The sequence below is a fragment of the Micromonospora coerulea genome (assembly GCF_016598485.1).
GTDB lineage: Bacteria > Actinomycetota > Actinomycetes > Mycobacteriales > Micromonosporaceae > Micromonospora > Micromonospora coerulea.
Map to the genome: position 1 here is coordinate 109581 of NZ_JAEMUW010000003.1, position 25606 is coordinate 135186.

A 25606-nucleotide genomic window follows, 5' to 3' on the forward strand; every position below is an offset into this window, starting at 1 on the left:
CGGATCATGCACATCGCCTACGTCGTCGTCACCGTCCTGGCCGTTGCCGCCACCGGCTTCTCCGGGGTGGCGGCGCTGGCCCACTTCCGGCCGATCCTGCCCGGCATGGCCGCGGCCGGGGTTCCGCAGTCCTGGCTGACCTTCCCGATCGGCACGCTGAAGACCGCGGGGTCGGTCGGGCTGCTGCTCGGCCTGCTCGGCGTCCCGCTGGTCGGAGTGGCCGCGGCGGCCGGGCTGGTGCTCTTCTTCGCCTGCGCCGTGCACACCCACCTGCTGGCCCGCGACCACTCGGCGCAGTTCCTGCTGGCGAACGGCTTCCTGCTGCTCTCGGGAGCCGCGTTCGCGCTGGGGTTGGCCGGAAACTGAACAGGAAATGTGTAATCGCTGTCACTTCCTCGATCGGCTTGTCGTTGCCTACCGGTCAGTAATACAGTCGGGGTTACTGATCGGTAACACCTGTCCGGAAGCGGGGCCAGCGAGCATGACCCACTACAAGAGCAACCTTCGGGACCTCGAGTTCAACCTGTTCGAGGTCTTCGGGGCGGACCGGACGTTCGGCCAGGCGCCGTACACGGACCTGGACGTCGACACCGCCCGCAGCTTCCTCTCCGAGGTCGACCGCCTGGCCCGCGAGGACCTGGCCGCCAGCTACACGGACAGCGACCGCAACCCGCCGGTCTTCGACCCGGCGACGCACACTGCGCCGCTGCCGGAGTCGTTCAAGAAGTCGTACCAGGCGTTCATGGACTCCGAGTTCTGGCGGCTCGACCTCCCCGAGGCGCTCGGCGGCACCAACGCCCCGCGCGCGCTCTGGTGGTCCCTCGCCGAGCTGGTGCTCGGCTCCAACGCCCCGGTCTGGATGTACGCCTCCGGCCCGTCCTTCGCGCACGTCCTGCACGTCGAGGGCACCGAGCAGCAGCAGAAGTGGGCCAAGCTCTTCATCGACAAGCAGTGGGGCTCCACCATGGTGCTCACCGAGCCGGACGCCGGCTCGGACGTGGGCGCCGGCCGCACCCGGGCGATCCCGCAGCCGGACGGCTCGTGGCACATCGAGGGCGTCAAGCGCTTCATCACCTCGGGTGAGCACGACCTGAGCGACAACATTGTGCACTACGTGCTGGCCCGTCCGGTCGGCGTCGAGGGCGTCGGCGGCCCGGGCACCAAGGGCCTGTCCCTGTTCGTGGTGCCGAAGTACCACTTCGACGAGACCACCGGTGAGCTGGGCGAGCGCAACGGCGTCTTCGCCACCAACGTCGAGCACAAGATGGGCCTGAAGGTCTCCAACACCTGCGAGGTGACCTTCGGCGAGCACGGCGTACCGGCCAAGGGCTGGCTGCTCGGCGAGAAGCACGAGGGCATCCGGCAGATGTTCATGATCATCGAGTACGCCCGGATGATGGTCGGCACCAAGGCGATCGCCACCCTGTCCACCGGCTACCTGAACGCCCTGGAGTACGCCAAGAACCGGGTGCAGGGCGCCGACCTGATCCAGCAGGCCGACAAGACCGCCCCCCGGGTGACCATCACCCACCACCCGGACGTGCGCCGCTCGCTGCTGCTGCAGAAGTCGTACGCCGAGGGCCTGCGCGCGCTGGTCTGCTACACCGCCTCCTGGCAGGACAAGGTCGCCATCGCCGAGGCGGCCGGCGACGAGAAGGCCACCAAGCTGGCGAAGCGGGTCAACGACCTGCTCCTGCCGCTGGTCAAGGGCGTCGGCTCCGAGCGGGCGTACGAGCTGCTCGGCCACGAGGCGCTGCAGACCTTCGGCGGCTCCGGCTTCCTCCAGGACTACCCGCTGGAGCAGTACGTCCGGGACGCCAAGATCGACACCCTGTACGAGGGCACCACGGCGATCCAGAGCCTCGACCTGATCTTCCGGAAGATCGTCCGGGACAACGGCAAGGCGCTGATGGCCGTCGCGGGTGAGATCCAGGAGTTCATCGCCTCCGAGGCCGGCAACGGCCAGCTCAAGGAGGAGCGGCAGGCGCTCGGCAAGGCGCTCGCCGAGATCCAGACCATCCTCGGCACGATGACCGGCTGGCTCGGCGAGGCCCAGGGCGGCGACACCCGCAACCTCTACAAGGTCGGCCTGAGCAGCCGCCGGTTCCTGCTCGCCATCGGTGACCTGGTGGTCGGCTGGCTGCTGCAGAAGCAGGCGGACGTGGCGCTGAAGGCCCTGGCCGGTGAGGTCTCCGCCGCCGACCAGGCGTTCTACACCGGCAAGGTGGCCGCCGCCCGGTTCTTCGCCCGCGAGGTGCTGCCCCGCATCGGCGCCGACCGGCGGATCATCGAGGGCGCCGACCTGGAGATCATGGACCTCCCGGAGGAGGCGTTCTGATCCCCGAAGGGGTGCGGAGTCCGGTTCCGCGCTGAACATCCGGCGGCCGGCGAGCGTGAGCTCGCCGGCCGCCGTCGTTATTTCGCCGCCCCGACCGGTAGGCGGGCGGCCTGACGGGTAACCGTCGCGGACCACGTCAGGGCACGCCCAAGGGCCACCGCACAGGGGAGTGCAGCGCACATGGGCATTGGTAGTGGAATCTTTCTCATCGCGCTCGGCGCGATCATGACCTTCGCCATTCGGGCCAACGTCTGGTGGATCGACCTGCGCGCTGTCGGCTGGGTGTTCATCCTGGCCGGGCTGGCCGTCCTGCTCACCACCCTGTGGTTCTGGCAGGACCGGCGCAAGCGGGCCCGCACGCTGATCGTGGAGGAGAACCGGCTCTCCCATCCGACCGCGATGATGCCCCCGCCGCCCGACCCGCCGCCGCCGACGGCCCCGCCGTCCTGACCGCCGCCCCCGGCGCCCGTCAGCCCCGGGCGGTGTGCCGGGCCGTGATCGGCGCGCCCGCCTGGCCCACGGCCGCCCACCGGGTGGTCGGGCGGTGCACCACCAGGTCGGTCGTACGCAGCCCCTCCGGGTCGGCCCGCTGCGGGTCGAGCAGGCCCGACAGCAGCGAGATGCCCGGATTGTGGGCGATCAGCAGCACCGTGCCCGCCGTCAACTCCACCGACCGGACCAGCTCCAGCAGCTGGTCCGGGCGCGCGTCGTACGCGTCCGCCTCGTAGCGCACCATCGGTTTCGGCCCCGCCGGTCCCCCCTCCGGCGGGGATCCCGTCATGCCCAGCTCCACGCCGTGCCAGGTCTGTCGGGTCCGGCGCGCCGGCGAGCAGAGCACCACGTCGGGAAGCAGGCCGTGCCGGGCCAACCACGCGCCGGCCGCGGCGGCGTCGGCGTGCCCGCGGGCGGTCAGCCGGCGTTCCGCGTCCGCGACGTCCTGCGGCAGCTCGGCCTTGGCGTGCCGGAGCAGCACCAGCGTGCGCTCCTGGTTCCTGCCGTCCGTCATGCGCCCAGCTTGCCTGATTGGCGATCTGAGCGCCTGGGTAAGTCGATGGATGCCGCTACCTCATCCATGGCCGCGGCGGTAGGAAACGCCAGCTGAACGCCAAGGAGGCGACGTCATGGGCTTCGGTGCCAGCATCTTCCTGATCGCGCTGGGTGCGATCTTCGCGTTCGCCATCAACGCCAACCTGGGATGGCTCGATCTGAACGTCGTCGGCTGGGTGCTGATGCTCGCCGGCCTCGCCGGCCTGCTCACCACGCTCTACTTCTGGAACACCCGCCGCCGTAGGGTGGTCGCCGCGCCGGTCCGCCAGCGAGTCGTGGCCGAGCCGGTGGTGCCGGCGCAGGACGACCGGGTCGTCCGCGAGGAGTACCGCGAGGAGCGCCGCCCCGGCTACCCGGCCTGAGCCGCCCGCACCGACCTCGGGGGCTCCGTAACCGCGCGGGGCCCCCGACCCAGGTCCGGCTCAGCGTCAGGCGAAGAGCGCGAAGTAGATAGCGATGTGGTGGCAGATCGCCGCCACCAGGGTGCAGGCGTGGAAGAACTCGTGGTGGCCGAAGACCGTGGGCCACGGGTTGGGCCGGCGCAGCGCGTAGAAGACCGCGCCGACGCTGTAGATCGCACCGCCGACCATCAGCAGCACCAGGGCCGTCACGCCGCCGGAGTGCAGGATCTCCGGCAACATCGTCACCGCGACCCAGCCCAGGGCCAGGTAGAGCGGGGCGGAGACCCAGCGCGGCGCGTGCGGCCAGATCAGTTTCAGCGCCACCCCGGCCAGCGCCCCGCCCCACACCAGGCCGAGCATGATCGTGGCGTGCCGGGTGTCCAGCAGCAGCGCGCAGAACGGCGTGTACGTGCCGGCGATGAACACGAAGATCATCGAATGGTCCAGCCGGCGCATGATCTGGTAGCCGCGCTCGGACCAGACCCGCCGGTGGTACAGAGCGCTGGTGCCGAAGAGGCCGCAGACGGTCAGGCTGTAGATGAGGCAGCTGACCAGGGGCGCCCAGCCGGGCCGGGTGGCCGCGATCGTGCAGAGGACGACGCCGCAGATGAGCGCGACGAAGAACGCGTAGGTGTGCAGCCAGCCGCGCATCCGGGGTTTACCGATGTCGACCGGCTTGAGCCGAAGCGGTGCGGAGGTGGTCACGCCAATAGGTTACGGCACCGTAGGTTACTTGCAAGTAGTGCGTACCGTCACGCGGCCTGACCGGCCGGTGGACCCTGGTCGCCGGCACGATCCGCGAGTATGGCGGGATGCGGATCCGACCCGTCGGCGCGCACGCCCTGCTGCTTGACTGCGCCGACCTCGATGAGGTCCAGGCCTGGCGGGCCGAGTTGTGGCGGCGCCGGGAGGCCGGCGAGCTGACCGCCGTCGAGGTCGTCCCGGCCGCGCGCACGGTGCTGGTGGACGGCGTACCCGACCCGGTGGCCGTGGCGGCCCGCATCGCCCGCTGGACCCCGGGCCCGACCACCACCGCGGCCGCCGCCGGGGAGGTCGAGGTCCCCACGGTGTACGACGGTCCGGACCTTCCCGCGGTCGCCGGGCGCTGGGGCGTCGACGTGCCGGCGGTGGTCGAGCGCCTGCGGCACACGGAGTTCCGGGTGGCCTTCTGCGGCTTCGCACCCGGATTCGCGTACCTGACCGGGCTTCCCGCCGAGCTGGCGGTGCCCCGGCTGGCCACGCCCCGGCCTCGGGTGCCGGCCGGGTCGGTGGCGCTCGCCGGGCCGTACGCCGGGATCTACCCGACCGCCTCGCCCGGCGGCTGGCTGCTGGTCGGCCGGACCGCGCTCACCCTTTTCGACGTGCACGCGGACCCACCGGCCCGGCTCACCCCCGGCACCCGGGTACGGCTGGTGGCCGCGTGATCGAGGTGCTCCGGGCCGGCGCGCTCACCACCGTCCAGGACCAGGGTCGACCCGGCTTCGCCCACCTCGGCGTGCCCCATTCCGGCGCGCTCGACCCGGCGGCCCTACGGCTGGCCAACCGGCTCGTCGGCAATCCGGAGGCCGCCGCCGGCCTGGAGATCACCCTGACCGGCTGCGCGCTGCGCGTCACCCGGGCCGCCTGCGTCGCGGTCACCGGGGCCGACGTCGAGGTCCGCATCGACCACCCGGTGGGCTCGGCGGGGCGCTCGGCCGGCGGCCGGGCGATGGACGTGGGCCGGCCGCTGAGCCTGGCCGCCGGGGCGGTGCTGCGGATCGGGCGCGCCCGGGCCGGCCTGCGGAACTGGCTGGCCGTCAGCGGTGGGATCGACGTGCCGCCGGTGCTCGGCAGCCGGGCCACCGACACGCTCTCCGGCCTCGGCCCGCCCCCGGTCCGCGACGGCGATCGGCTGCCCCTCGGCCGGCCCGTCGGGCACCCCGCCCCGGTGGACCTCACCGTCGTCCCGCCCGTGCCGGACGAACTGCGGTTGACCCTGCGGCTCGGCCCTCGGCACGACTGGTTCACCCCGGCCGCGCTGGAGCTGCTGCTCGGCACCGCGTACACGGTCAGCCCGGTCGGCAACCGGGTCGGCGCGCGACTGACCGGCGCGGCCCTGGCCCGCGCGGTGACCGCGGAACTGCCCAGCGAGGGGCTCGTCCTCGGCGCGGTGCAGGTGCCGGCGGACGGACAGCCGTTGATCTTCCTCGCCGACCATCCCACCACCGGTGGATATCCCGTCGTGGGCGTGGTGGCGGACGTGACCCCGCTCGCTCAGGCCCGGCCAGGGACTACGGTGAGGTTCCATGGACCTCAACGCTGACCTCGGCGAAGGATTCGGCATCTGGCGGCTCGGCGACGATCACGCCCTGCTGGGCCTGGTCACCTCCGCCAACGTCGCCTGCGGCTTCCACGGCGGTGACGCGTCCACGATGCGCCGGGTCTGCGCCGCCGCCGCCGAGCGCGGGGTCGCCGTCGGTGCCCAGGTGGGCTACCGGGACCTCGCCGGCTTCGGCCGCCGGCACATCGCGTACGACTTCGCCGAACTCCGCGACGAGGTCACCTACCAGCTCGGCGCCCTCGACGCGTTCTGCCGGCTGTTCCACACCCGGGTCCGCTACCTCAAGCCGCACGGCGCGCTCTACCACGCCGCGGCCTCCGACGAGGCCCAGGCCGCCGCGCTGGTTGCGGCGGTCAGCGGGTACGACCACGAGCTGCCCGTTCTTTGCCCGCCCGGCTCGGTCCTCGCCCAGCTCGCCATGGGGGCCGGGCTGCGAGTGGTCGCCGAGGGCTTCGCCGACCGGAACTACCTGCCCAACGGCTCCCTGGTGCCGCGGACCGCCCCGAACGCGCTGGTCACCGACCGGGAGCAGGTGGCCGAACGGGCCGTCAAGATGGCCACCGAGGGCGTCGTCGTCGCGGTCGACGGCCGCGCGGTGCCCTGCCACGTCGAGTCGATCTGCCTACACGGCGACACTCCCGGGGCGGTGGCCGCCGCCGAGATGGTCCGGGCCGCGCTGATCGACGCCGGCGTCACCCTCACCCCGTTCGCCTGACCGTCGGGACGTCCCGCTACCCGGCGCGGATGTCGGGCCTCCCGGGCCGTGGCGTAGATGTGGGGCCTCCCGCGACGTGGCGTGGATGTCGGGCCGCCCCGCGACCTGCCGCCGACGTCGGACCCGCCGCTCGCCTGGCCACTGGAGTCGGCCCGCGGCTCGGCCGGCCGTCCGCTCGTGCCGCCGCACCCGAGGGTGTCGGCGGGACGCTGTGGAGCTGATGTCGCAAACGAATCACCGCTGTGACCGCCCGGCACGGGCCTGATTCGTCTGCGACATCAGCTCCATAGGACCTAGGACCTAGGACCTAGGACCTAGGACCTAGGACCTAGGACCTAGGACCTAGGACCTAGGACCTAGGACCTAGGCCCTAGGCCCGAGGCCCGAGGCCCGAGGCCCGAGGCCCGAGGCCCGAGGCCCGAGGTTTGAGGCCTGAGGCGCGAGGACCGAGGACCGAGGACCGAGGACCGAGGGTCCGACGGTCCGAGGGTCCGAGGCCGGTGGTCTGAGGCTCGGGGCTGGTGGCTGGCGAGCCGGCCTCGCCGGGCGGTCCGGTGCTCAGGCGTCCAAGCCGCGCAGCACCAGCGGGAGGCGGGTGGCCGCGTTGGCCACGACCCGGACCGGGACGCCCCAGTCCTGTCGGGTCAGGTGGCAGGCGGCGTGCTCGACGTCGGCGTCGCAGGTGGCCGCCTGGGCGGTCACCTGGAGGACCCCGCCAGCCACCTCGCCGTTGAGCACCAGTCGGCGGGACAGGTCCGTCGTCGTCCCCGCGCCCTCGATCAGCAGCTCGGGCGGGGTCGCCGAGACCACCAGCCGGGTCGACGGCCCGTACGTCTCATCCAGTTTCTGGCCCGGCGCGGGCGTGAAGATCACGTCGAGCGTCACCTCGCCCGCCGCCACGTCGGTCGGCTTTCGCTCGGCCCGGTGCCGGGGCCCGTCCACGGTGCTGGCGCCGGCTGCGGAGAGCGCGCCCGGGGCCAACCGGGTCAGCCGGTGCGCGGCGGACTCCACCACCAGCACCGCACCCTCGGCCGTGACCACCAGGTCGCTCGGCTCGGCCAGCCCGTCCGCGACCGTGGCGACCTGGTTGGTCTCCGGGTCGTAGCGGCGGACCGCGCCGTTGTACGTGTCGGCGATGAGCACCGAGCCGTCCGGCAGCGCGCACACTCCCAGCGGATGCTGGAGCAGCGCCTGGTCGGCCGGGCCGTCGACGTGACCGAAGTCGAAGAGCCCCTGCCCCACCGAGGTGCCCATGACGCCGTTCTCGACGTACCGCACGGCGCTGGTCTCGCTGTCCGCGATCCAGAGCCGGGCGCCGTCGGTCGAGACGGAGAGGCCGGAGGGCTGGGCCATCCACACGTCCGGCAGTGGGCCGTCCCGCAGCGCCTCGACCGTGGTGCCCGCGTACATGCCGGCGGTCCGGCGGATCGGGTCGAACCACCAGAGCTGGTGGATGCCGGCCATGGCGATGACGACCTTGTCGTCGTACCAGGCCACGTCCCACGGGGAGGAGAGGTCGACGGAGCGGGCGTCATGGGCGTGGTCGTCGACCGTCGACCGCCACTGCCGGCCGGTGCCGGCCACCGTGACCACCTCGCCGGTGTCCAGCCGCAGCCCGCGCAGCAGGTGGTTGACCGTGTCCGCGACGACCACGTCGTACCCGGCCACCTCGGCGACGTGCTCCGGAAGCAGGCAGAGCCCCTGCGGCTCCGAGAAGGTCGCGGTCTCGGCCGGGCCGTCCGCGTGGCCCCGGGCGCCGGTGCCGATCCGGCGGACCAGCTTCTCACCGTCCGGCGCCAGTTCCACCAGCGAGTGCCGGGCCGAGTCCGAGACCAGCAGGTTGCCGCCGTCGAGCGCCACGGCCTTGCCGGGGAAGCGCAGCGTGGTGTCCGGCTCGGCCGGCGGGACGTACGGGCCGTCGCCACGGTGCAGGGTGCCCTTCGCCTCGTGGTCGGCGATCAGCGCCTCGATCAGCCGGGCCAAGCCCTCCGCGTGCCCCTCGCCGGCCATCGTGGCCACCACGTAACCCTCGGGGTCGACCACCGACAGGGTCGGCCAGGCTTTCGCCGCGTACTGCTGCCACATGTCCAGCTCGGGGTCGTCCAGCACCGGGTGGTGCACGCCGTACCGCTCGACGGCCGCGGCCAGCGCGTCCGCGTCCTTCTCGTGCTCGAACTTCGGCGAGTGCACGCCGATCACGACCAGCACGTCGCCGTACTTCTCCTCGAGCGGGCGCAGCTCGTCGAGCACGTGCAGGCAGTTGATGCAGCAGAAGGTCCAGAAATCTAGGATGACGCAACGACCTCGTAGGTCCCGCAATGTCAGGTTTCGTCCGCCTGTGTTCAGCCAAGCGCGCCCGCGAAGCTCGGGAGCCCGTACCCGTGGTGCAGAGGTCATGCGGTCAAGCCTGCCACGCCACGGAAAACGCCGTGAGAGGCCCCAGAATGTGCAAGAGCCTCGGCCCCAGCTAGTGCCGGGGGCCGGGGCGAACGGCCGGGAGAAGTGGCAATACGGTCGGCGGTTGGCCTTACGCGACGAGAACGATCGCCAGTCGAAGTAACCGCGCCCGTCGTGGACGTGGACGAGGCTACGCGGGGCGACGCTCGTGGAGCTCGCCGCGGCTCGAGGGCCGGCAGGTCAGGCGCCGGGGCGTTGGCGGCGGCTGGTCGGGACGGGTCGGCAGGCCGGGCGCGGCGCGGGCCGGGCCTCGCCCAGCTCGTCGGCGATCCACGCGCAGAGGGCGTTGATGAGGTCGGCGGGCCATCGGGGCGGCTCGGTCACGGCGTGCTCCTTTGTGGGCCCGAGGGGCCGCCAGCGTACCCGCGCAGCGGGCGTCCCAGAGGTCAGAATCCGAACCGCTCGCGCTCGCTGGGCGGCGTCGGCTCCTGTTCGACGGCGTCGCGCATCCGTTGCCGCAGCAACGCGCGGACCAACGCGGGCCGCACGAAGGTCTGCGGCGACGTGTCCCACCCCGGGAATCCGGGCCGGCGTTCATAAATGAACGCGCGCGCGGCGAGCCAGGGGGTGGGCGGGCTGTGGGGTCAGTCGACCGGCGCGGGCGCGGGCTCGTCGGCCCAGGTGAAGCGGAGGCGCGCGGCGGGGTCGAATCGCACGCCCCGGCGGCCGTTTGCGGGTAGGACCGTTACGGCGTTCAGGGCCAGGCCGAGGAGGTCGCGCCGGTCGGGGACCGTGGCGACGTCCCATGCTTCGCGGGCTAGGACCGGGTCGAGTAGCGGGCTGATATCGGCCTCGGGCAGGGGGAACTCGGCGAGGTTGCGGCGCAGTCCGGCAACGCGGGTGGTCAGCCGTTCGTGTAAACGCGTCCAGCGCTGGACCGCCTCGGGGCCGACGAACTCACCGCGCAGATAGCGGGCGTCTTCGAGGTCGACCAGGGCTGCGTTAGCGTCGTCCAGCGCGGCCGTGATGGTCGCTCGCTCGCGGATCACGTCCGGGTCGTGGCGAGCTACCCACCGCTCGGCCACGGCGTCTAGCAGCGGGTCGCCGGGCTCAGTCGCGGCAAGTCGGCCGATGAACGCGGCGACCACGGCGCGATCTACGGCGTCGACAAAGGCCGTGGTGTGTGCCGGGCACGGGCGGCCCTGGCGGCGGGCCTGGCAGACGTAGGACCGGCCAGCGACGGACATGCGGCCCCCGCAGCCTCCGCACCGCAGGTAGCCGGTCAGGAGGTGCGACACCTCGGCCCGCACGCCGCGATTGCGGCCCGTCAGGTCGGCGGCGGTGCGCTGTTCGAGGATGCGGACGGCCTGCAGTTGCTCGGCCGGCGTGAAGATTCCCCGGCCGACCTCGACGGTCTCGCCGGTCTCGGGGTCGCGCCACGGGATCACCTTCGCCGTGTACTTGCCGTCGCGCTTGACGGTCTCGGGCAGTAGCCCGGCGAACGCGGGCGACTTCAGGAGGTATGACAGCGTCCCGACGCCCCAGTTACCCCCGCGCGGGGACGGGATCTCGCGGGCGTTCAGGTCGCGGGCGATCCTGACTAGCGGCTCGCCGGTCAGCGCACGCTCGGCGATCTCCCGGGCAGTCGGCGCGGTGTGCGGGTCGTGGTCTAGCCGGCCGTCCGCGGCGACGGCGAGGCCGTAGGGCGGCTGTCCGCCGATCCAGCGGCCGAGGTTGCGTAGGTGGGCCTTCGCCGACGCGACGCGAAGACCGATGTTCGCGGACTCGCTGCGGGCGACTTCCGACAGCAACGCGAGGACTAGGCGCGCCTGCGCGTGCGACGTGTCTAGGCCGTCCTGTACGAAGACGATCCGGCCGTCGACCTTCTCGACGTCGTCGAGGACCTGGCCGACCTGGCCCATGCCACGCCGCGAGAGGCGGTCTACTTTCCAAACGACCAGCGTCCCGACGGTGCCGGTCGTGAGGGCGGATACGGCGGCGTCAAACCCGGCGCGGTCTACCGCCTTGTAGCCGGACCGGCCCCGGTCGATGTGGACGGTGCGGACCTCTAGGCCGTTGCGCGCGGCCCAGGCGCGACAGTCGGCCTCTTGGCGCTCGATCGCGGTCTTGCCTTCGCGGTCGAGGCTGAGACGTAGGTACAGGTCGGCGAGGTGTTCATGGTGCGACACGCCGAGGACGTTAAGCGTTCGGTGAGGCGAGTTGCAAGCTTCTTCCAGGAAATCAGAAGTCCAGCAGGACGATCTTGCCGCGCAGGTCGGCCAGCTTGAGGTCCCGGCCGCCGGTATTCAGCCAGCCCCGACCGCGCAGCTCAGGGGCCCGTACTCGTGCACTCATGCCCTCAGTCTGCCGGACCGGACCGCCCGGACCGGCCGGCACCCCACGCGGGCTCGATCACACCCGAAGACGACGGCGGGGCCACGGATCACCGTGGCCCCGCCGTCGAGGAGTTGACTACTTGGCGGCTGGCTTCAGGCAGAGCACCCGATTGGCGCCCTCGCCCGGCAGCACCACGTGCGGCTGGGTCGGGTCGGCGCACTTGTCCTGGGCGTCGACCCTCGAGACGACGGTGAAGGCGCCCTGCTCGCCGCAGTCGGCGGCGACCGCGCCCCCGCCGGACTGCTTCACGCAGGAGCCCACCGCCGGGTCGAAGCCGGCCGGCTTGTCATCCCCGCCGACCTTGCCGAGCAGCGTGAGCAGGCCGAGCGGAACGGCCAGGATCAGCACCGCCGCGATCAGCACGACGGCCAGCACCCGACCGTTGCGCACCTTCGGCGTCGGCGCCTCGGTCTTCGGCTCGGCGTCCGGCTTGAACGCGTCGAAGCGACCCTGCTCCGGCTTCCCGCCCAGGCTCTGCTGCCAGGCCGGCGGCGCCTGCTGGGGCGGCGGCGGGAAGGCCGGCGGGAACCCGCCCTGGCCCTGCTCGTGCATCGTCCCCGGACCCTGACCGGGCACCGCGACGGAGGCGCGGCCACCGGCCGGCCCGCCGAACGGGTCACCCGGTCCGCCCTGGCCCGCGAACGGGTCACCGTGCCCACCCGGGCCGGGCTGGCCGCCGAAGGGAACGTGGTGTCCCGGGCCCGCGTACGGCTCGCCCGGGCCGCCGAACTGGTTGCCCGGACCGCCGTGGCCGCCGCCCGGCCCACCGAACTGGTCGCCGGGACGCTCACCGTTGTGCGGGTGCACCCCGTTGGCCGGGCGGTTGTTGGCGACCGGATCCACGAAGGACGGTACGCCGGGCGGGAACGGCGGCGGACCGGCGGGCGACGACGGCGCGGCCGGCGCCTCGGCGAAGCCCTGCGGCCCGGCCGGGCGGCCCTGCTCGTCGAAGCCGGACTGCGGACCGGGCTCGTCGAACCGCCCCTGCGGGCCGTGGTCGTCGAACCGCCCCTGCGGGCCCTGCTCGTCAAACCGCACCTGCGGGCCGTGGTCGTCGAACCGCACCTGCGGGCCGTGGTCGTCGAACCGCCCCTGCGGGCCCTGCTCGTCGAACCGGGGCCGCGAGCCCTGCTCCTCGAACCGGGGCTGGGCGCCCTGGTCGTCGAAGCGCTGGCCGCCCTGCTCCGGCTGGTCGTTCGGGCCGTTCTGCTCGGCGGCCTCCTCCGGCTCCGGGCGGCTCGGCCGGCCGTACACCCGGGGCTGCGGGGCCGGCGAGCCGGCGGGCAGCAGGGCCTGGTCGGTCGGGGGTGTCACCCGGCTGGCCAGCGGCACCGACGCGCTGGCGGAGACGGCGCCCGCCTCCGGCGAGACCCGCGGTGCGGGTACGGCCGGTCCGGCCGGCGACTGCGGCTCCTGGTGTGCCTCGGCCGCGCCCCAGCCGGGAGCGGCACCCGACTGCTCCGAGTCGTACGGCTGCGGGTCCCGACCGGCCGGCTCGGCGTGCGCCTCGGCGGCCGGGGCGAACTGCGCCGGCGGGACGTAGTCGGCGGGTGGCGCGGCGGCCAGGCTGGCCCCCGGCACCCGCTGCTCCTGCGGCGGCAGCGGTACGGCGTTGGCCGGTGAGATGCCGGGGCCCGGTGCCGGCTGGTAGACCGGCGACTCCTCGGCCCGGCCCGGCTCCCAGCCGTTGGACTGCGGCGCGGCGGATTCCGCCTCGGCGGACCGGCCCCACACCTCGCTGGCCGGCCAAGGCTCGGCGTCCGGGACGGCCGGGCGTTCGCCCCGGGCCCACTGCGGTGCGTCGTCCTGGTTGGCGTCCCACGCCGGTGGACCGTCGGGAGAGGGCACCGAGGCAGTGGCCCGGGCGGCCGCGGGCTCGGCTGGCGTCCAGCCACCCGCCTCCGGCCGGTCGTTCGGCGCCGCAGTGGCCGCGCCCCAGGCCCCGGGCTGCGCCGGCTCGCTGGCCGCGCCCCAGGCCCCGGACTGCGCCGGCTCGCCGGCGGCGGGCCGGTCCTGCTGCTGCGGCACGCCGGCCGCGCCGCTCCAGCCGCCGGCCGGACGCTGGTCGTCCGGCGCGCCCCAGGGCTGCTGCGGCTGCTCGGTGTGGCTGGCCGCCCGCCCGGCGGCCCAGCCTCCGGAGCGGTCCGGGTCGTCGTCGCGCGGCCCGGCGGAGGCGGCTTCCCAATTGCCGGCGCGGCCGGCGTCGTCCTGCTGCGGGGTGGCCCAACCGCGGGCCGGCTCCGCCTCCTCCGGCCGGGTGCCGGTGTGCCAGCCGCCCGAGTTGGCGGGATCGTCCTGCTGGTCCGGGTTGCCCGCGGCCCAGCCGCCGGAGCGGTTCGGGTCGTTCGGCGGGGACCACGGCTCGTTCGGCTGCCCGGCCGGGGCGGGGACCTGCGCGGCGGCGCGGGCGGTGGGCGGGGCGGAGGCCCAGGCGGGGGCGGCGGGCTGGCCGCCCTGCTGGCCCCAGGCCGGCTGGTCGTCCTGAGCCGGGGCGCCCCAGCCGCCCGAGCGGGCCGGGTCGTCCTGCTGCTGCGCGGCGGCCCCGACGGCCCAGCCGTCGGAGCGGTCGTCCTGGCTGGCGGGAGCGGCGTTCCAGCCGCCGGAGCTGGCGGAACCGTCCTGCTGGTGGGCCGGCGCGCCGTTCCAGCCGCCGGAGCGGGCCGGGTCGTCGTGCGGCTGGCCCGCCGGGGCGGGCACCTGGGCTGCGCCCCGGGCGCCCTGCTCGGCACCCTGGGCCCAGGCCGGCTGTTCGCCGCGGGCGGGGGGAGTCCAGGCGGGACCGTTCTGCTCGGGTGGCGTCTCCCACGCGGGCGGGGACTGCTCGCCCTGCTGGTGCGACGGGTTGCCGGCGGGCGCGGAGGCGGCGGCCCAGGCCGGGCCGGGCTGCTCCGGAGCGGCCCACGCGGGCTGGGGCGAACCGCCCCAGGCGCCGCCGGGTTCGGTCTGCTGTGGCGCCTGCGCGGTACCCCAGGAGGGGGCCGCCAGTTGGCCGCCCGACTGCGCCCACGCGGGGGCGGGGGACTGGTCGTCCTGCCCGGCCCAGGCGGGGGCCGGCTGGCTCGGCCCGCCGGCCGGCGGTGGCGGCGCCCAGCCGAGGTCGGGGGCGTTCGGGTACCCGTTGTCCTGTTGCGCCGGCTGGTCGCCGTACGGCGCCGGTCCGCCGGCGCCCGGCGACACCTCGCCCGGCTCCTGGCCGGGGCGGTGCGGGGCCTCGGACGTCATGGGTGCGCCTCCTCCATCACATGTCGGCCGCCGATGCCGATCGGGACCGTCGGCATGGTTGCCGGCGTCGCCGGCTGGTACCGGCCGTGCGGGCTCCCCGCACCGTATCCGGTGGCCGCCCGGAGGCGCCCGGGGAGCACCGGCCGTCACTCACCGTTGCCGGACGGTGTCGATCGGCTTCTATCGGCGCGATCTGCTCCGGGGCGGATGGGTGGCGACCGAGCCCCACCGTACCGGGCGGTGCGCCGAGGTGGAATCCCGGTCTCATCACCCTCAAACGCCGAAGACCCGCCCGGCGTGCCGGGCGGGTCTCCGAACTGGAGGAGGTGAGGAATGTCGTGGAGCGTCAGCTCATGTGACGCTGGGCGATGGCGAGAAGCTCCTCGCGGACCGCGGGCGAGTTGGCCGAACGCAGCGCGTGCTCGATGGCGCGGGCACGGCGGTTGGCGTCGCGGCGGCTGCGGATTCGCTCGATCATGCTCATCTGGGTTTCTCCTCCTGGCTATTCGGTTGTCAGCCCCTTGATGTCTCTATTGAAGCGCATCACGCCGCCAACTTCCATCGATTATTAGGTGAGCTGAACCACGGACCTAAGGATCGTAGGTTGCAGCGGGGCTGCGCCGACGATTTCTTCCCCCCAACGGCAACGGCCGGTGTGCCGGGCGTTAACCCGTGGCACACCGGCCGTGGCCTGGTGTCGAGGACCGTCAGGTCCAGGCGAGCAGGGCCGCCTCGGGGTCGGCCAGGAAGTCCCCGATGTCGCGGAGGAACTTCGAGCCCAGCTCACCGTCGATGATCCGGTGGTCGAAGGAGAGACCGAGGGTGGTGACCAGGCGCGGCTTGACCTTGCCCTTGTGCACCCACGGCAGCTCCCGGACCGCGCCGAAGGCCAGGATCGCCGACTCGCCCGGGGGCAGGATCGGCGTACCGGTGTCGACGCCGAAGACGCCGACGTTGGTGATCGTGAGCGTGCCCCCGGACATGTTCGCCGGCGAGGTCTTCCCCGCCTTGGCCGTCTGCACCAGGTCGGTCATCGCGTCCGCCAGCTCGCGCAGGGAGAGCCGGCCGGCGTCCTTGATGTTCGGCACGATCAGGCCGCGCTCGGTGGCCGCCGCGATGCCCAGGTTGACGTAGTCCTTGACCACGATCTCGTCGCCGGCCCAGCTCGAGTTGACCATCGGGTGGCGCTTGACCGCCAGCAGCACCGCCTTGGCGACCAGCAGCAGCGGCGAGACCCGGACGTCGCGCCATTCCCGCCGCTCGCGCAGCCGGTCCAGGGCCTTCATCGCCCGGGTCACGTCGACGGTCAGGAACTCCGTGACGTGCGGGGCGGTGAACGCCGAGCGGGACATGTTCTCGGCGGTGAGCTTGCGTACCCCCTTGACCGGGATGCGCTGCTCGCGGTCCGCGCCGAAGCTCGCGGCCGCCGTGGCCGGCGCCGCGACCGTCAGCGGCTCGGCCGCCGGGGTTGCGCTCGCCGCCTGCTGTACGTCCTCCCGGGTGATCGAGCCCAGTGGGCCCGAGCCGGTCAGCGTGGTCAGGTCGACGCCGAGGTCCTTGGCCAGCTTGCGGACCGGCGGCTTGGCCAGCACGAGGCCACCGGCCTGGCCGTTGCCGTTGCCGACCGGGGCCGGCGACACCGGCGCGGCCGGCGCGGCCGGAGCCGGCGCGGCCTGGACCGGTGCGGCCGATGCCTGGGCCGGGACGCCGCCCTTGCGCGGGCGGCGCTTCGCCGCGGTGGTGCGCGGGCCGTAGCCGACCAGGACGGCGGTACGGCCGCCCGGGGCGGGACCGCCGATGAGGCCCGGCTCGACCGCGCCCTCGGCCGGGGCCACCTCGACCGCCGCCAGGGAGGCCGCGGACGGGGTGGGCAGTGCGTCGGTCGTCGACTCCTCGATCGGGCCGGCGCTCGGGTCGGTGTCGATCGAGATGATCGGCGTACCCACCTCGACGGTGGTGCCCTCCGGGTGGAAGATCGCCCGCACCTGGCCGGCCCACTTCGCCGGGATCTCGACGGCCGCCTTGGCCGTCTCCACCTCGACGATCGGCTGGTTCAGCTCGATGACGTCGCCCACCTTGACCAGCCAGGCGAGGATCTCGCCCTCGGTCAGGCCCTCACCCAGGTCGGGGAGGTTGAACTCCTTGATCCGTGACATGTCGCTCACCAGCCGAAGGTGCGGTCGACGGCGTCGAGCACCCGGTCGAGGTCGGGCAGGTACTCCTCCTCCACCCGGCTGGCCGGGTAGGGGGTGTCGAAGCCGGTGACGCGCAGCACCGGGGACTCCAGGGAGTAGAAGCACTCCTCGGTGATCCGGGCGGCGATCTCCGAACCCAGGCCCAGGTTGCCCGGGGCCTCGTGGACGACCACGCAGCGGCCGGTGCGCTTCACCGACTCGTACGCGGCGGTCAGGTCCAGCGGGGAGAGCGTGCGCAGGTCGATGACCTCCAGCTCCCGGCCGTCCTCGGCGGCGGCGGTCGCCGCGTCCAGGCAGGTCCGCACCATCGGGCCGTACGCCAGCACGGTGGCGTCGGTGCCGGCGCGGGCGACCCGGGCCGAGTGCAGCGGGTACGCCGCGTCCAGCGGGGCGTCCAGGTCGACCTGGCCCTTCTCCCAGTAGCGCCGCTTGGGCTCCAGGAAGACGATCGGGTCGTCCGAGGCGATGGCCTGCTGGATCATCGAGTACGCGTCCTGCGGGTTGGCGCAGGTCACGACCTTCAGGCCGGCGGTGTGCGCGAAGTACGCCTCGGGCGACTCCGAGTGGTGCTCGACCGCGCCGATGCCGCCGCCGTAGGGGATCCGGATGACCATCGGGATCCGGACCTTGCCCTGCGAGCGGTAGTGCATCTTCGCCACCTGCGACACGATCTGGTCGTACGCCGGGTAGACGAAGCCGTCGAACTGGATCTCGCAGACCGGGCGGAAGCCGCGGATGGCCAGGCCGACCGCGGTGCCGATGATGCCGGACTCGGCCAGTGGGGTGTCGATCACCCGCTGGTCGCCGAAGTCCTTCTGGAGCCCGTCGGTGATCCGGAAGACGCCGCCGAGCTTGCCGACGTCCTCGCCCATGATGACGACCTTGGGGTCGTTCTCCAGGGCCCTGCGCAGACCGGTGTTGAGAGCCTTGCCGAGGGTGAGCGTCTCCGTGGCCATCAGTGGGCGCTCCCCTCGAACGACTCCATGTACTTGCTGAACTGCGCCCGCTGCTCGTCGAGCTCGGGGGACCCGTTGGGGTAGACGTGGTCGAACATCGTCACCGGCTCCGGGTTCGGCATGGCGAGCACCCGCTCGCGCAGGTGCACCGACTCGGTGCGGGCCTGCTCGTCGACCGAGGCGAAGAACGACTCGTCGGCGATCTGCTGCTTGGTCAGGAACGCCTTCATCCGGGCGATCGGGTCCTTGGCCTGCCAGGCCTCGACCTCGCTGGCGATCCGGTACCGGGTCGGGTCGTCGGAGGTGGTGTGCGCCCCCATCCGGTAGGTGTACGCCTCGATCAGGCTGGGGCCCTGGCCGAGCCGCGCGTTGTCCAGCGCGTGCCGGGTCACCGCGTACGACGCGAGCACGTCGTTGCCGTCCACCCGCACGCCGGGGAAGCCGAAGCCGCCCGCCCGCTGGTACAGCGGGACGCGGGTCTGCCGCTCCAGCGGCTCCGAGATGGCGTACTGGTTGTTCTGGCAGAAGAACACCAGCGGGGCGTTGAAGACGCTGGCCCAGACGAACGCCTCGTTGACGTCGCCCTGGCTGGTGGCGCCGTCGCCGAAGTAGGCGATCACCGCCTCGCCGTCCTCGGTGCCGGTCTTGCCGTCCATGTGGACACCCATGGCGTACCCGGTCGCGTGCAGGGTCTGCGCCCCGATGACGATCGTGTACATGTTGAACTTGAACTCGTTGGGGTCCCAGCCGCCCTGGTCGACGCCGCGGAACAGGCCGAGCGGCATGATCGGGTCGATGCCCCGGCAGTAGAGTACGCCGTGCTCCCGGTACGTCGGGAAGGCCATGTCCTGGGTGCGCAGCGCGCGGCCGGAGCCGACCTGCGCCGCCTCCTGGCCGAGCAGGCTGGCCCAGAGGCCCAGCTCGCCCTGCCGCTGGAGCGCGGTCGCCTCGGCGTCGAGCTTGCGGACCAGCACGAGGTCGCGGTACAGCCCGCGGTACTCCTCGTCGGTGAAGTCGGCGCGGTACTCGGTCCCGTCCGGGCCGATCGCGCTCTCGATCCGCTCGCCCTCGGGCGTCAGCAGTTGTACGAGTTCCGGTTCGCCCGCCGTGGCGGCTCGCTTGGTACGGGGTGCGGCCCGCCGGCCGCGGGTGGTGACCCCGGGGTCGCCCTTTGCCATCCGTCTCTCCCTGTCGTGTCTGCGTCGGCGCCGGGGGGTGACCCGTGCCGCGCAACTCGTGCGCCGCCCGGCTGGTGCCGAGCTGGTCCCTGGCGGCCGCGCCTAGCCCCGGTGAGGGTTGCCGCGCGGCGTTGATCCGGGTTCATGTGGCGAACCCGGTTCGGGAGCGCCGGCGCCGTACCGCACCAGCCGCGGGGTGCGCGGAGGTGGCGGCTGCGTTGCCGTCGTGCCTGAATGATTGCAGAGGAGGTGAGCGGGCCCACAGTATGGCCCTCCGGACCTGCGGCGTTCCGTCTGCTACGCGACGTATTGACATGTTTGTCGCTCGGTTGTCCGGTCGGGACGGACAAATTGTGTGTCGACACGCTGTTGCGGCTGGTGAACTGAGCGTCACTGGGCGAAGCTGCCTGATGTCCGGTGAGCGTTAAGCGGTGTTTGTCTGTTTGCTTCGACACCCGCGCCGCCGACCGTCCCGCCGATGTCGACGACGAGGAGAGTGCCGGTGTCTGAGCCAGCCGAGGGTCCCGGAACTCCGCTCCTCGGCCGTCACCGGGTGGCCCCCGGCGTCGGCTACCGGCCGGTGGTCGGCGCGCACCGCGCCCCCGGCCTGGGCGGCCCGAGCCGGGGCTACCTCTTCACCGTCGCCCTGCTCGCGGGGACCGCGTCCATGCCGATCCTGACCGCGATTAGCGCCGGTTCGGCCACCGTCGGCAACACCGCGCTGCCCGACACCAGCACACCGTTCATCCCGACGCCCTCGGTCGGCCCGGTGGTGATCCCGCCGCCCGCCACCGGCCAGCCGGCGGTGACCACGCCGCCCCGTACGCCGTCGGTCGGTCCGACGGCCACCAGCGCGCTGCCGCGGCCGGTCCCGCCCCTGCTGCCGGCCGCCCCGGCGCTGCGTCCCGCCGGGGATTCCGGCTCGGCGCGCCGGTCGCGCCCCGCGCCGCCCCCGCCCGGGCCCACTCCGGGACCGACGCGGACCACGCCGACGAACCCACCGCGTTCCTCGCCGGTCCCCTCGCCGACGCCCTCCGATCCGCCGTCGCCGCTGCCGTCACCGAGCCCCACGGCAGCACCGACCGCCACCTTCTCGGTGCCGGCACCCGACCCCTCGCCCACCGCCGTGCCCACGTCGCCGGACGATTCCCCGGCGCCGACCGCCACCGGCACACCGGACGAGCCCGGGCCGACCCCGACTGCGACCACCTGGCCTTCGCCGACCGGTCCGGCCGGCCCGACGCCGGCCGCGGGCGGCCCGATGCGTGCCCTGGGCGCTCCGGTCGACGCCCGGGCTGCCCGGGCCGACCGCGACCGGTCGCGGCTGGACGGTGGTTCCGGGGTCACCCGGCCCGCCCCGGTGCCGTCGCCACGGCTCGGGCCGCCCGCCGCGCCGGCCGTCGTGCCCAGCCCGTCCCCGCAGTGCCCGGCACAACCCGTGCCGACCACGTCGGCCTAGGCGGGCGGGGTCACCGCGGGGCGGGGAGGGCGGGGTCAGGCCGGGTCGTCGGTGAGGCGGTGACGGTTGGCTTCGATCCAGGCGTTCAAAGCGGCCGGGTCGTCCGGGTCCACGCCGTCGGCCATCAGCTGGGCGACGGCGGCGGTGGCGGGGCTGCGCCGCTCGCCGGTGCTGTAGAGCCGGGCGAACTCCGGCACCATCTCCTCGATCGCCTCGTCCGTCCGGCGGGCCGCCGCCGCCGGCAGTCCCCGCTGCCGGGCCGCGTACGCCGCCCAGCCGCGGAGCACCCGGGGCAGCATGGCGGCGTCGTCCATGTCGAGCACGGCGCGCCGATGCACCCAGTCGAGCAGGAACAGCTCGGCCACCGTCGGGCTCCACCGCATCGGGTCGGCGTCCGGGAAGCTCTGCGCGTGGTCGAGCAGCAGGCCCAGGCAGAAGTGCAGCGACGCCAGCTCGGCGTCGGCGACCGCGTCCAGGCCGAACCGGGCGGCCTCCGGCGCGCCGAGGAAGCCCCGGATCAGCCGGGTCCGCTCGGCCTCGGTGAGCGGCGGGACGGCGGCGGGATCGGTCGCCCGGGCCGGGGCGGGCAGCACGGCCAGCCGCGCGCCGACCAGGGCGCGATCGGTGGCGAGCGAACCGGCCGCCGGCAGCTCCTCGAGGTCGTCGGTGACCGCCAGGTGGCGGGCCACCTCGCCGCGCATCCGGGCCGGCTCCTCGGTGCGGAACCAGGTCAGCTCGTCCTCGGTGCACATCTGCCGGACGTGTTCGAGGATCCGTTCGGCGGGGCCGCCGACGAAGACGTCCTTGGTGATGCCGATGTTGTGGTCGACCAGGGCCACCAGGGCGTGCTCCGGGCCGCCCTCGGCCTCGTCGTAGGCGTAGGTGGCGAGGTAGGAGGTCTGGTCGCCGTACACGTCGCCGTAGGACCAGACCCCGGTGACGTGCACCCGGCCGAGCTGGCCCGACCAGGCCGGCGCCAGCGCGCCGGGACGGATCCGGCCGGCGCCGTCGGCGTCCGGCACCAGGGCGGCGAAGACGGCGCGGATGGTGGTGGCGGCGGCGCTGCGGCGGCGCGCGGTGGCGGCGAGGAAACCGGTCACGAATTCCCGGACGGCGATCTCCCGGTCGGTCTCCGCGACGGCGTAGACGCTGCCCAGCAGCGCGGCGCCGAGCATCTCCGCGTCGAGGGCGCAGTCGAGCCTCGTCACGTCGCGGGCGGCGTGCAGCACCGCCTCGTAGGGGGTCTGTGGCGTGGCCATGCACCGACCCTACGCCGCCGGCCCGGCCGGGACACCTGCCAGCACGCCCGGCCTTCCGGCGACCGCGGGCCGGATCGGCGGTCGCCGTTCAGCGGCGGTCGGCCTTCAGCGGCGGGCGGCCTCGCCGAGCGCCTCGCGGGCCTGCGCGTACCGGCCCAGCACGGCCCGCACCGGTACCAGCACGTACTCCTCGCCGACGGTGCCCACCGAGATGGTGAGGCGCTTCTCCGCCCGCTGCCGGGCCCGCCGCGCGGCCCACCGGACCACCGGCCTGGTCAGCGCCGCGACCAGCAGCCCGGCGAGCAGGCCGCCGAGCAGCAGCACGGTCGGCAGCGGAGCCTCACCCACCCGCGGGTACTCCAGCGCCGGCAGGCCGAGCGCCCGCAGGCCGTAACCGAGCAGGAGCCAGCCGAGCCCGCCCAGCGCGGCGATGGTGACCAGCCACTGGAGGGCGCCGACCACCCGCCACCAGGCAGGCCGTCGGTCCATCCCCAGGTCGGTCGCGGCCACCGCGCGGTCCAGCGCGTCCGGCAGGTCGCCGAGCCGGGACCGGGCCGCGGCGGTCACCGCGGTCGGCCAGGGCGCCGGCAGGTCGGCGCCGGAGCGGTCACCCACCGCGCGGATGGCCAGGTTGAGCGCCGAGCGCTGCGCGGCGGTCGGATCGGGTACGGAGGTCGCCGCGACCAGGCTCTCGGCCGGCGCGTGGGCGTCCCCGCCCGGCAGGTGCAACCGGCGCAGCGGGTCCGGCCGCAGCTTGCGCCACCCCTTGACCAGCGGCCAGCCGGTCGTCCCGCCCGCCCGGTGCCGGTACGCGCCCTCGACCGCCTCGGCCACCGATGGCACCCCGGCCGCCCCGGCCAGTGCCCGGGTGAGCTCCCGCGCCGACCCGTCGTCCGGCCCGGTGCCCGCCGGTTCGACCTCGACCAGCGGTTCCAGCTCGGCCACCACGGCGTCCACGTCGCCGGCCAGCCGCCGCAGCGCCGCCTGCCGCTCGGCGACCGTACGCTCCAGCGCCCGGCGCAGCCCGTCCAGCCCGGCCGGGTCGACGGCGACGGTGGACAGCAGCGGCACCCCCTCCAGCCCGTCGGCGTCGAGCAGCCGGCGCAGGTCGTCCAGGACCCGGGGCAGCTCGGCCGGGGGCAGCCGGTCGGCCTGGTTGAGCACGACCACCGTGACGTCGCGGTGCCGGTGGAACTCGCGCAGGTAGCTGGTGTGGATCACGCGGTCCGCGTACTTCTGCGGGTCGACCACCCAGACCACCAGGTCGACCAGGCCGAGCAGCCGGTCCACCTCCAGCCGGTGGCTGCGCTGCACCGAGTCGAAGTCGGGCAGGTCGAGCAGGACCAGGCCGTGCAGGCTGGTCTCGTCATCGCCGTCGAGCGCGCTCTCCCGGACGAACCGGTGCCGGGGCAGCACGCCGATCCAGTCGAGCAGCCGGCTGGCGCCGCCCAGCGGCCCCCAGACGCAGGCGTGCGCCACCCCGGTGGTGGGCCGACGGACCCCGACCGGCGACAGGTCCAACCGGGCGAGGGCGTTGAACAGGCTGGACTTGCCGCTGCCGGTGGCCCCGGCCAGCGCCACCACGGTGTGATCGCCGGAGAGGGCGAGCCGGGTCCCGGCCCGCTCCACGACGGTGTGCGCGGCGACCAGCCGGGCGTCCGGCACCTGGCCGTCGACCGCGCGCAGGAAGCGCCGTACGGCCTCCAGCCGCTCGACCAGCAGCTCCGGATCGACCCGCTGGTCACCGCGAAGGGCCTCCCGCACCCGACCGACGATGTTCGTCATCTGCGCCAACCTCTGCTCGCGACGGCGGGGCTCGCGAGCTCACTCCGCGCGCTCACCCGACCCCACCCGTCCCGGTCGGGGGCAGCGCCGGGCCGTCGCTGCGGGACAGGCCGCTGCGGTGCCGGGCCATCTCCACCTCGGCGGCGACGCCGCGCAGGGCGGTGCCGGTCTCGGTGGCCGGGCGGGCCGCCGCCGTCCGGTCGAGGAAACGGGCGGCCTCCTCATCGAGCAGCGCGCCGACCCGGTCGAGCAGGTCCACCCGGGCCTTGTTGGCCAGGTTGCGCACCGCCTGGTCCCCGAAGATCGCCTGGAGTACGGCCTGCGCGGCGACCGTGGTGCCGGCGCCGGTGGCCACCTCCAGCCCGGTCGGGATGAAGGCGGTCGAGGCGAAGACCGCGATCATCACGGCCAGCCCGGTGGCGTTCACCGCGTACGCCGCGGTGCGGGCCACGAAGCGGCGGTCGCCACCCTCCTCGCGGACCAGGTCCAGCACCCCGCGCTGCCAGTCGCGGACCAGCCGCTCGGCGCGTTCGGCCAGGTCGTCCGAGGCGTGGGCGAGCGGCGGGTCGAGCAGGGCCGCCCCCGCCGGATGCGCCTTCCACCCGGTGTACGCGTTCTCCGCCGCCTCCGAGGCGACCCCGCGCAGCAGGGTCACCAGCTGCGACTCGATGGCGTTGCGCAGCTCGGCGGCGGGTGCCGGCCGCCCGGTCATCGCCGCGACCAACCGGTCCCGGAACCGACCGATCCGCGCCTCCAGGGTGCGGAAGAACTCGCCGGTGCCGACGAACTCCTGCCAGCGGGCCAGCACCTCGCCCCGGAGCAGCCGGCCGTCGGAGAGCCCCTGCTCGACGGTCCGCTGTGCCCCCCGGTACGCGGCCCGGACCCGCTCGTCCAGCGCGTCGGCGGCGGCGACCTGCTCGTCGGCGGCGTCGGCCAGCCCGTCGACCGCCGGGTGCAGCGCGGCCAGCGCCCCGTCCAGCGTCTGCCGGACCACGGCGGACCGCGCGTCGGCGTCCGCGGCGAGCCGGGAGAACCAGGCACTCAGCGGGGCGGTGACCTTGTCGGGGAGCAGGCCCTGGCCGTCGACCCAGGTCTCCGGCAGCACGAAGAGCGGCGCGGCGCCGAGATCCTGGGCGGCGAGCATTTCGGACAGGTGGGTGGCGATCTCGTCGGCGGCCTCCGGGGGGACCCGGTCGAGCACCATGGCGATCACCGCGCCGCGGGCCCGGGCGCTGCGCAGCAGCTCCCAGGGGACGGCGTCGGCGTACCGGGCGGCGGTGGTGACGAAGAGCCAGAGGTCGGCGGCGGCCAGCAGTTGGCCGGCGAGGGCCCGGTTGGCGTCGACCACCGAGTCGATGTCGGGGGCGTCGAGGAAGGCCAGGCCGGCGGGGAGTGCCGGGGCGGTGACCAGGTGCAGGGTGCCCGGGTTCTCGCTCGGCTCGTTGGTGCGGGTCAGGCCGGGCAGCAACTCGCCCTGGCGGAACCAGGCCGCGTCGGCCGGGTTGCACACCAGTACGGGGGAGCGGGTGGTGGGGCGGAGCACCCCGGCGGCGCTGACCCGGGCCTGGACCAGGCTGTTGACCAGGGTCGACTTGCCGGCCCCGGTGGAGCCGCCGACCACCACCAGCAGCGGCGCGTCGAGCCGGGCCAGCCGGGGCAGCAGGTAGTCGTCAAGCTGGTCGGCGAGGCCGGCGGCGGCCTGGCGGGCCGGCTCGGCCGAGGGCAGGGTCAGCGGAAATCGGGCCGCACCGATCGCGGCCCGCAGGCCGGCGAGCGCGGCGGGCAGGCCGTCCCCGGTGGTGCCGGACGGAGCCTCCCCGGCGTCCGGCGGGCCGGTGCGGGCTGCGACGGCGGGCGCGCCGGAATGGGTGGCGGGATCGCCATGCGTCGTCACCGCTAAAGCGTGCCCGACCGATGCAAGGGAAGACAACCGGACG

At 74.2% G+C, this 25606-nt stretch carries 21 protein-coding genes; 7 read left to right on the top strand and 14 right to left on the bottom strand.

What is annotated here, in order from left to right; all coding sequences use genetic code 11:
- Window positions 1–6: 6 nt before the first annotated feature.
- The 3 genes from I8N68_RS05135 (at window position 7) to I8N68_RS05145 (ending at window position 2788) form a co-directional block, all read left to right on the top strand.
- Window positions 7–366 (top strand): DoxX family protein, encoded by a 360-nt coding sequence (locus tag I8N68_RS05135; RefSeq protein WP_200208418.1) that lies wholly within the window; start codon window positions 7–9, stop codon window positions 364–366.
- 115 nt (window positions 367–481) lie between these two features.
- Complete coding sequence (locus I8N68_RS05140) at window positions 482–2338, top strand: acyl-CoA dehydrogenase (RefSeq protein ID WP_200208420.1); 1857 nt, start codon at window positions 482–484, stop codon at window positions 2336–2338.
- 180 nt (window positions 2339–2518) lie between these two features.
- Window positions 2519–2788, top strand: coding sequence for a DUF6458 family protein (locus tag I8N68_RS05145; RefSeq protein WP_067300694.1), 270 nt, complete (start codon window positions 2519–2521; stop codon window positions 2786–2788).
- A 19-nt stretch (window positions 2789–2807) separates the two neighbouring features.
- On the opposite strand, the gene I8N68_RS05150 is transcribed toward I8N68_RS05145, so the two are convergent.
- The gene (locus tag I8N68_RS05150) at window positions 2808–3344 is read right to left on the bottom strand and encodes a SixA phosphatase family protein (protein ID WP_200208423.1); all 537 of its coding nucleotides are present in this window, start codon (window positions 3342–3344) and stop codon (window positions 2808–2810) included.
- 115 nt (window positions 3345–3459) lie between these two features.
- Here I8N68_RS05150 and I8N68_RS05155 point away from each other — a divergent pair, with 115 nt between their 5' ends.
- Entirely contained in the window at window positions 3460–3747 is a 288-nt protein-coding gene (locus I8N68_RS05155; RefSeq protein WP_200208425.1) for a DUF6458 family protein, read from the top strand.
- A 66-nt stretch (window positions 3748–3813) separates the two neighbouring features.
- Here I8N68_RS05155 and trhA read toward each other — a convergent pair whose 3' ends face one another.
- On the bottom strand, window positions 3814–4491 hold the full coding sequence (trhA, locus tag I8N68_RS05160; protein WP_200208428.1) for a PAQR family membrane homeostasis protein TrhA: 678 nt from the start codon (window positions 4489–4491) through the stop codon (window positions 3814–3816).
- Between the two features lie 107 nt (window positions 4492–4598).
- Here trhA and I8N68_RS05165 point away from each other — a divergent pair, with 107 nt between their 5' ends.
- From I8N68_RS05165 to I8N68_RS05175, 3 genes are read left to right on the top strand one after another with little or no spacing between them, the layout of a single operon-like run.
- Entirely contained in the window at window positions 4599–5210 is a 612-nt protein-coding gene (locus tag I8N68_RS05165; RefSeq protein WP_200208430.1) for a 5-oxoprolinase subunit B family protein, read from the top strand.
- Window positions 5207–6088, top strand: coding sequence for a 5-oxoprolinase subunit C family protein (locus I8N68_RS05170; protein ID WP_200208431.1), 882 nt, complete (start codon window positions 5207–5209; stop codon window positions 6086–6088). The genes I8N68_RS05165 and I8N68_RS05170 overlap by 4 nt, the downstream gene beginning before the upstream one ends.
- Window positions 6072–6821: a LamB/YcsF family protein gene (locus I8N68_RS05175; RefSeq protein WP_200208438.1), complete on the top strand. Its 750-nt coding sequence runs from the start codon at window positions 6072–6074 to the stop codon at window positions 6819–6821. Before I8N68_RS05170 ends, I8N68_RS05175 begins: the two co-directional genes overlap by 17 nt.
- Before the next feature lie 558 nt (window positions 6822–7379).
- Here I8N68_RS05175 and I8N68_RS05180 read toward each other — a convergent pair.
- From I8N68_RS05180 to I8N68_RS05235, 12 genes are all read right to left on the bottom strand, one after another.
- Window positions 7380–9218, bottom strand: coding sequence for an NHL domain-containing thioredoxin family protein (locus I8N68_RS05180; RefSeq protein WP_200208446.1), 1839 nt, complete (start codon window positions 9216–9218; stop codon window positions 7380–7382).
- 240 nt (window positions 9219–9458) lie between these two features.
- Window positions 9459–9602 (bottom strand): hypothetical protein, encoded by a 144-nt coding sequence (locus I8N68_RS05185; protein WP_200208449.1) that lies wholly within the window; start codon window positions 9600–9602, stop codon window positions 9459–9461.
- A gap of 260 nt (window positions 9603–9862) precedes the next feature.
- Complete coding sequence (locus I8N68_RS05190; RefSeq protein WP_200208455.1) at window positions 9863–11407, bottom strand: recombinase family protein; 1545 nt, start codon at window positions 11405–11407, stop codon at window positions 9863–9865.
- A 283-nt stretch (window positions 11408–11690) separates the two neighbouring features.
- Entirely contained in the window at window positions 11691–14837 is a 3147-nt protein-coding gene (locus tag I8N68_RS05195; RefSeq protein ID WP_200208457.1) for an LppU/SCO3897 family protein, read from the bottom strand.
- A gap of 346 nt (window positions 14838–15183) precedes the next feature.
- Complete coding sequence (locus I8N68_RS05200; RefSeq protein ID WP_199737156.1) at window positions 15184–15321, bottom strand: hypothetical protein; 138 nt, start codon at window positions 15319–15321, stop codon at window positions 15184–15186.
- Between the two features lie 223 nt (window positions 15322–15544).
- Entirely contained in the window at window positions 15545–16993 is a 1449-nt protein-coding gene (locus tag I8N68_RS05205; protein ID WP_200208945.1) for a dihydrolipoamide acetyltransferase family protein, read from the bottom strand.
- A 5-nt stretch (window positions 16994–16998) separates the two neighbouring features.
- Complete coding sequence (locus I8N68_RS05210; RefSeq protein ID WP_200208460.1) at window positions 16999–17988, bottom strand: alpha-ketoacid dehydrogenase subunit beta; 990 nt, start codon at window positions 17986–17988, stop codon at window positions 16999–17001.
- On the bottom strand, window positions 17988–19166 hold the full coding sequence (gene pdhA / locus I8N68_RS05215; RefSeq protein ID WP_200208476.1) for a pyruvate dehydrogenase (acetyl-transferring) E1 component subunit alpha: 1179 nt from the start codon (window positions 19164–19166) through the stop codon (window positions 17988–17990). Before pdhA ends, I8N68_RS05210 begins: the two co-directional genes overlap by 1 nt.
- Before the next feature lie 627 nt (window positions 19167–19793).
- A complete protein-coding gene (locus tag I8N68_RS05220) occupies window positions 19794–20375 on the bottom strand; it encodes a hypothetical protein (RefSeq protein ID WP_200208484.1) in 582 nt (193 codons plus the stop codon).
- A 285-nt stretch (window positions 20376–20660) separates the two neighbouring features.
- The gene (locus I8N68_RS05225; RefSeq protein ID WP_200208491.1) at window positions 20661–21884 is read right to left on the bottom strand and encodes a hypothetical protein; all 1224 of its coding nucleotides are present in this window, start codon (window positions 21882–21884) and stop codon (window positions 20661–20663) included.
- A 105-nt stretch (window positions 21885–21989) separates the two neighbouring features.
- Window positions 21990–23669, bottom strand: coding sequence for a GTPase (locus tag I8N68_RS05230; RefSeq protein ID WP_200208507.1), 1680 nt, complete (start codon window positions 23667–23669; stop codon window positions 21990–21992).
- A gap of 52 nt (window positions 23670–23721) precedes the next feature.
- Window positions 23722–25563: a GTPase domain-containing protein gene (locus I8N68_RS05235; protein ID WP_200208517.1), complete on the bottom strand. Its 1842-nt coding sequence runs from the start codon at window positions 25561–25563 to the stop codon at window positions 23722–23724.
- Between the last annotated feature and the right edge of the window lie 43 nt (window positions 25564–25606).

What these genes read in the sequence shown, in the direction of transcription:
- I8N68_RS05135 (WP_200208418.1), top strand. Translation starts at nt 7, where the DNA reads ATGCACATCGCCTACGTCGTCGTCACCGTCCTGGCCGTTGCCGCCACC.
- I8N68_RS05140 (WP_200208420.1), top strand. Translation starts at nt 482, where the DNA reads ATGACCCACTACAAGAGCAACCTTCGGGACCTCGAGTTCAACCTGTTC.
- I8N68_RS05145 (WP_067300694.1), top strand. Translation starts at nt 2,519, where the DNA reads ATGGGCATTGGTAGTGGAATCTTTCTCATCGCGCTCGGCGCGATCATG.
- I8N68_RS05150 (WP_200208423.1), bottom strand. Translation starts at nt 3,344, where the DNA reads ATGACGGACGGCAGGAACCAGGAGCGCACGCTGGTGCTGCTCCGGCAC.
- I8N68_RS05155 (WP_200208425.1), top strand. Translation starts at nt 3,460, where the DNA reads ATGGGCTTCGGTGCCAGCATCTTCCTGATCGCGCTGGGTGCGATCTTC.
- I8N68_RS05165 (WP_200208430.1), top strand. Translation starts at nt 4,599, where the DNA reads ATGCGGATCCGACCCGTCGGCGCGCACGCCCTGCTGCTTGACTGCGCC.
- I8N68_RS05175 (WP_200208438.1), top strand. Translation starts at nt 6,072, where the DNA reads ATGGACCTCAACGCTGACCTCGGCGAAGGATTCGGCATCTGGCGGCTC.
- I8N68_RS05180 (WP_200208446.1), bottom strand. Translation starts at nt 9,218, where the DNA reads ATGACCTCTGCACCACGGGTACGGGCTCCCGAGCTTCGCGGGCGCGCT.
- I8N68_RS05195 (WP_200208457.1), bottom strand. Translation starts at nt 14,837, where the DNA reads ATGACGTCCGAGGCCCCGCACCGCCCCGGCCAGGAGCCGGGCGAGGTG.
- I8N68_RS05200 (WP_199737156.1), bottom strand. Translation starts at nt 15,321, where the DNA reads ATGAGCATGATCGAGCGAATCCGCAGCCGCCGCGACGCCAACCGCCGT.
- I8N68_RS05205 (WP_200208945.1), bottom strand. Translation starts at nt 16,993, where the DNA reads ATGTCACGGATCAAGGAGTTCAACCTCCCCGACCTGGGTGAGGGCCTG.
- I8N68_RS05210 (WP_200208460.1), bottom strand. Translation starts at nt 17,988, where the DNA reads ATGGCCACGGAGACGCTCACCCTCGGCAAGGCTCTCAACACCGGTCTG.
- pdhA (WP_200208476.1), bottom strand. Translation starts at nt 19,166, where the DNA reads ATGGCAAAGGGCGACCCCGGGGTCACCACCCGCGGCCGGCGGGCCGCA.
- I8N68_RS05225 (WP_200208491.1), bottom strand. Translation starts at nt 21,884, where the DNA reads ATGGCCACGCCACAGACCCCCTACGAGGCGGTGCTGCACGCCGCCCGC.
- I8N68_RS05230 (WP_200208507.1), bottom strand. Translation starts at nt 23,669, where the DNA reads ATGACGAACATCGTCGGTCGGGTGCGGGAGGCCCTTCGCGGTGACCAG.